The organism is Mesorhizobium sp. P3_A9 (genome assembly GCF_056402975.1).
Window position 1 is genome coordinate 1 of sequence record NZ_JBFUGJ010000361.1, and the last position, 5824, is coordinate 5824.

The window sequence follows — 5824 nt, forward strand, 5'->3', positions numbered from 1 at the left end:
GCGTACGCCTCGTCATGCTTGGAGTCACCTGTAAGCCGGGTTCCCTAACTCTGGTTGGCCAGCCTGGCGAGAATTTCCTGCGCACCATACATGCCGATGTGGCCATTCTTGGCACTCATGCCATCACCGGAGACATGCTCACGGAGACCTCGCTTGAGGTCGCGGCGATGAAGCAGGCGATGATCGCCGCGGCGCGCCGCGTCGTCGTGCTTGCCGACAATTCCAAATTTACCACGCCGAATTTCTGCACCATCTGCCGGCTGGCCGATATCCACCAGATCATTACCGATGAGGGCATCGATCAGGCCAACCTCACCAATCTTCGGACGCTCGATGTAAACGTCCGGGTCGTGCGCGTCAGCCGTTCGGGTTCTTCAGTTGAGCGCTCTTGAGGCTGTGGACATCCGGATCGTCGCCGACGACCTGACCGGCGCCCTGGATAGCGCGGTTTGCTTCGCCTCGCCCGGCCGAGGTGTTGGGGTGAGTTGGCAACTGGATCGCGCGTTCTCGGGCCGTTTGGCTGTCGATATCGCCACACGTGAGGGCGCCGAGACAACGGCCGTCGCCAGACACTTGAAGTTCGCGCCATGGCTGGCCGCCGGACAGCTGAGCTTCAAGAAGATCGACAGCCTTTTGCGTGGTCACGTCATTGCCGAAATAGAAGCCTGCATCGTCGAGGGTGCGTACCTGCGGGTTGTTCTGGCACCAGCGTTCCCATTTCAGGGCCGCGTTACACGCCTTGGGCGTCAATGGCGGCTTGATCGGCCCGAAATGGTAGGTCCCGACATCGTCACCGGCCTAGGTCAGCGCTTTTCGTCTGGCCGGGCAGTACCGGGGGCGCGACCACTTCATTTCATCACCCTCTACGACGCCGAAACGGACAAGGACCTGGACGAAATCGTTGCGACGGCGGGCGCGCCTAGCACGCTCTGGGTTGGTACGGGCGGCCTGGCTGCAGCGCTGGCACGACACCTGAGCATACCACACAAGCCTGTTCCGGCATTGTCCGCCCCGTTCCTGGGCCTTGTCGGCACAAATCACGAAGTCACGGCGGGACAGGTGGCCTCCTTTGCCGCCAAGCATGCTGATGCGCATATCGGCGTGGAACGCGACATCGACAAAGCGAAAAGCGATCTGGCAAAACGGATCATGCGCGGTGCGCCGTCGGTTGTCACCGTCGTTGCATCGGGTGATCGCCAATTGGTGGCAGATCATATCGGCAAGGTGTTTGCGTCGCTTCTCGACGGTTTGCCAAAGCCCGGAACGCTACTCGTCACTGGCGGCGAAACATTGCGATCGGTGTGCTCCAGCCTTGGCGTCGTCGAACTCACGGTCGAGAGCGAGATTGAGCCGGGGCTTCCGATCTCCAGAATCAAAGGCGGCGTTTTCGAGGGCCTGCCCACAATATCGAAATCCGGCGCATTCGGCGATAGCGCCCTCTTCTGCAGGCTTGCGGCCCTCGCGCGTCCCTAATCAAGACCAATGCCCGGCCGCGAGTCCATTCGCCCGGTCAAATGACGTCAAACGATGTCTCAGCAGCCAGCTACATGGGGATTGCCCCCACAAGACGTGAGAAAAAGGGCGGATCTCGTCGCTTTGGCTGATTGCGAATGACTGAGAAAGAAAACTATTGCGCATTCATGGTTAGAGGGATTAGAAGATGACCACAATTGACCGATTAGAGGCGTTTATGTCTGGTCCAAGACTCGGCATCACAATGGGTGATCCTGCGGGCATCGGCCCCGAGATCATCGCAAAGGCATGTGCACGGCTGAAACCGCGCCTTGCCAGCGGATCGTTATCCCTTCTCATAATCGGCAGCGTCACCGCGATGCGTGCAATGGAGTCGATTTCCGGGCGCATTGCGGAGGAACAACCGTCAGCTTCGGCCGCTGGGACTTTTCCCGCTGTAGCCATTCTCGAAGCCGGCCCCGAACGAACACCCATTGAGACAGGCATCATGTCGGCTGAAGGCGGCCGCCTCGCCTATCTGGCGATCGAAAAAGCTGTTCGCCTGGCACAGGCCGGTTCAATTGCCGGCATCGTTACGGCTCCTCTCAACAAGGAAGCGCTCAATCTGGCCGGCTATCACTATGCCGGCCACACCGACATGCTGGCTGAACTGACCGGCGCCCGCGATTCCGTGATGATGCTTGCCCATGGCGATTTTCGCGTCAGCCATGTCTCGACCCATGTAGCGCTGGCCCAGGTTCCATCGAAACTGACCGAACCTCGGTTGCGGCGGGTTATCCAATTGACGGTCGAGGCATTGCGCGGCCTTGGCATTTCCCATCCCCGAATTGCGATTGCCGCGCTCAACCCGCACGCCGGCGAAGGCGGCATTTTCGGTCGTGAGGATATCGACATCACGACCCCGGTCGTCGCCTCCTACAACTCTTCCGATTTTGCCGTGTTTGGGCCTGTTCCCGGCGATACAGTTTTCGTCAAGTTGCGCGCCCGCCAGTATGACGCGGTGGTCGCAATGTATCACGATCAGGGCCATGTCCCGGTGAAACTGCTCGGCTTTAATGTCGATCCCGAGACCGGTGAGTGGAAAGCGCTCTCCGGTGTCAATGTCACGCTTGGCCTTCCGATCATCCGCACCTCCGTGGATCACGGCACGGCCTTCGATATCGCCGGCAAGGGCATCGCCAATGAGGACAGCTTGGTCGAAGCGATCGAGTTCGCGGTCCAGATGGCCGCGGCGAAAACCAACCCTTAGGGCGTCGGCACGCCGGCAACGCACGCAGAACCGGATTGAACCATGGCAGCAGAAGACAAGGCATCCTATCTCATGTTGATCGACGGGAAGTTCGTCACCGGTGAAGCCGGCACGCGCTCGGTTATCAACCCGGCCAATGGCAAGGCCTTTGTCGACGTGCCCGAGGCAAGCCCGGACCAGGCGCGCCAGGCGATAGAAGCCGCCCGCAAGGCGCAGAAGGCCTGGGGGCTCAAATCGCCTCTTGCCCGTGCGGCGATCATGAAGCGGATCGCGGTCCTTATCCGGCAGAACGCCCGGCATCTGGCCGAGGTGGTGGTTAGGGAGCAAGGCAAACCGATCAATGAAGCAATAGGTGAAGTCGGCGGCGCAGCCGAATTCTTCGACTACTACGCCGAATTTGCCCGTCGCATTCAAGGTGAGATCCTGCCATCCGACTACGCGGGAGAGCAGGTCTGGATACAGCGTGTGCCGGTAGGCGTCGTCGCCGCCATTATTCCGTGGAATTACCCGAGCGCCCTGGTCAGCCGAAAGGTGGCGCCAGCCATGATCGCCGGCGACACCATCGTCCTCAAACCGCATGAAGACACGCCGCTTTCGGCGCTCGAAATGGCTCGCATCTTTGTCGAAGCAGGCGTGCCAGCCGGCGTGGTGAACATCATAACGGGACGAGGTGAAACCATAGGCGAAGTGCTCTGCACGGAACCCGGCGTCGACCTCATCACCATGACTGGAAGCGTACCAACCGGTAAGCGCATCATGGCGAATGCTTCGCGCAATCTGACGCCTGTTTCGCTGGAGCTTGGCGGCAAGGCGCCATTCATCGTCCTGGCTGATGCCGATCTCGAACTAGCGGTTCGGTCCGCAGCCACGTCGCGCTACATGAATTGCGGACAGGTCTGCATCTGCAACGAACGCACGCTCGTTCACCGTTCGATTTACGACCAGTTCGTCACACGCTTTGTGGAATTCTCCAAGTCGCTCGTCGTCGGTGATCCGATGCAGGCAAATACAGATATCGGCCCGAAAGTCAGTCGTGATGAGTTGGAAAAAGTCGAGTCGGTCCTTGCGGAAGCCGTGGCGGGCGGCGCGAGGCTTGCTCTCGCCGGCGGACGCCCGACCAAGGCGCCCATCGATGGCGGCTACTGGCTCAATCCGAGCGTGCTGACAGACGTGACGCCTGATATGCCGATCATGACGCGCGAAATCTTCGGCCCGGTCGTGCCGATCATGCCCTTCGACACCTTCGAGGAGGCTGTCAGCATCACCAATGCCAGCAACTATGGCCTGTCGGCCTATCTTTTCACCAATGATCTGGGCCGCGTCATGAACGCCGTCAACGAGGTTTCGTTCGGTGAGATCTACGTGAACCGGATCGGACCGGAAATGCTGCAGGGTTTCCATGTCGGGTTCCGCGAAAGCGGACTGGGCGGTGACGACGGCGTGCATGGGCTCGAGAGCTACATGCGCAAGAAGACGGTCTACGTCAATTATTCGGGTGCCGCTACGGCGGCATTGATGCCTTACGGGCGCTGAACAGCCCAACCAGTACGACCAGCCAGGTCGCCACCCGGCCGCTACGGCCGTTTCATATGATCGGGAGGAATGAAATGCACTATCGTGGATTTATGGCGGCCGCCTTGGCCTTGGCGCTATCAGGACTGGCCGCATCGTCGGCTCTCGCCGATGACGCCATTCCACCGGAAGCAAAAGCTCTGCTCGAGCCCCTGCCCCTGTCGCCGCGGGGCCAACCCGTCCCAGGTTTCCCGGATGGTCCGCCGGYGGTGTCGCCGGACGTGTTGAAATTGTCCGATGAGGACCTTGCCAAGCTCAAGGCGGGAAAGTTTACCGCTGGACTGGTGATGCACACCATGGATGCAGGATGGCCTCAGTTGCAGGTCGCCGGAATCAGCAACACGCTCAAGGACCTCGGTATCGAAGTCGTCGGAACCACCGACGCCAAGTTCCAACCGGGCCAGCAAATCAGCGATCTGGAGCAGATGACCGCCCGCAAGCCGGACGTGATCTTCTCGATCCCGATCGATCCGAAATCTGAGTCCGAAGCCTACAAGAAGGCGGCGGCAGCCGGCATCAAGCTGGTTTTCATGGACAACGTCCCGGTCGATATGGCGCCGGGCAAGGACTATGTGACCGTTGTCGCCTCCGACAATGAGAAGAACGCCTATTTCGCCGCGCAAGAACTTGTCGGAGCGATTGGCGGCAAGGGTGAGGTCGGCGTCATCACGCTGGTTTATGACTATTACTACTCCGTCGCAGCCCGCAAGGTCGGTGCCTTAAAGGCGTTCGGCGAACATCCCGACGTCAAGGTCGCGGATGTCGGCACCTTCACGGCGCCGGAGAAGGCTTACGAAGTTGCCACCGCAATGTTGACGGCGCATCCCGACATGAAGGGTATTTTCGTTGCCTGGGACACGCCCGCTCAGCAAGTCGTCGCTGCGGCAAAGACACTCGGGCGCGATATCGTCGTCACCACGAATGACATTGCCGCTGACAGCGCGCTGAACGTTGCACGTGGCGAATTTCTGGCCGTAGGCGCGCAGCGTCCCTACGACCAGGGCGTCGCCGAGGCCAAGGCGGCCGCGCTTGCATTGCTTGGACATGACGTCCCGCCATACATTTCGGTGCCGACGTTGCGTGTCAAGAAGCTCGACCTTCTCAGTGCCCTCAAGCAGGTCACCAAGGAAGACGCTCCCGCCTCGGTGGTAAAAATCTGCAACGGCGAGTGTTTCTAGCCCCTTTCCGTCGGCGGGCTCCAGCAGTCCGCCGACGCTCCCCAAGCGATCGAGAAAATCGTCATGGCCGAAGCGAAAACTTCAACGTCCCGGAACGCGATCGTAACGATGCAACGCATCAGCAAGTCGTTCGGCGCGAACCGCGTGCTGTCTGATATTTCGTTCGAGGTCATGGCCGGTGAAACGCATGCGCTGCTAGGCGAGAACGGTGCGGGCAAATCGACGCTCATGAAGATTCTCATGGGAGCCTATCGAACGGATGAGGGCCGCATTTTGTTCGCCGGAGAGGACGTCACCGCCTTGTCGCTTCGTGAGAGGATTGACCGCGGCATTGCAATGATCTTCCAGGAAC

At 60.1% G+C, this 5824-nt stretch carries 6 protein-coding genes; all 6 read left to right on the forward strand.

Going from position 1 to position 5824, the window contains the following annotated elements:
• Window positions 1-392, forward strand: a 392-nt coding sequence (locus AC1DX0_RS29805; RefSeq protein WP_477358017.1) for a DeoR/GlpR family DNA-binding transcription regulator, incomplete at its 5' end; no start/stop codon positions are given.
• Window positions 379-1473 (forward strand): four-carbon acid sugar kinase family protein, encoded by a 1095-nt coding sequence (locus AC1DX0_RS29810; RefSeq protein WP_477222594.1) that lies wholly within the window; start codon window positions 379-381, stop codon window positions 1471-1473. The genes AC1DX0_RS29805 and AC1DX0_RS29810, both read left to right, overlap by 14 nt.
• A 244-nt stretch (window positions 1474-1717) precedes the next feature.
• A complete protein-coding gene (gene pdxA / locus AC1DX0_RS29815) occupies window positions 1718-2722 on the forward strand; it encodes a 4-hydroxythreonine-4-phosphate dehydrogenase PdxA (RefSeq protein ID WP_477222657.1) in 1005 nt (334 codons plus the stop codon).
• A 42-nt stretch (window positions 2723-2764) separates the two neighbouring features.
• Window positions 2765-4255, forward strand: coding sequence for an aldehyde dehydrogenase (gene aldA / locus AC1DX0_RS29820; RefSeq protein ID WP_477222595.1), 1491 nt, complete (start codon window positions 2765-2767; stop codon window positions 4253-4255).
• A 269-nt stretch (window positions 4256-4524) separates the two neighbouring features.
• Window positions 4525-5472 carry a substrate-binding domain-containing protein gene (locus AC1DX0_RS29825; protein ID WP_477358020.1) on the forward strand — a complete coding sequence of 316 codons (948 nt, stop codon included), beginning with the start codon at window positions 4525-4527 and terminating at the stop codon, window positions 5470-5472.
• 63 nt (window positions 5473-5535) lie between these two features.
• On the forward strand, window positions 5536-5824 hold a 289-nt coding region (locus AC1DX0_RS29830), incomplete at its 3' end, for an ATP-binding cassette domain-containing protein (protein WP_477358023.1).

What these genes read in the sequence shown, in the direction of transcription:
- pdxA (WP_477222657.1), top strand. Translation starts at nt 1,718, where the DNA reads ATGGGTGATCCTGCGGGCATCGGCCCCGAGATCATCGCAAAGGCATGT.
- aldA (WP_477222595.1), top strand. Translation starts at nt 2,765, where the DNA reads ATGGCAGCAGAAGACAAGGCATCCTATCTCATGTTGATCGACGGGAAG.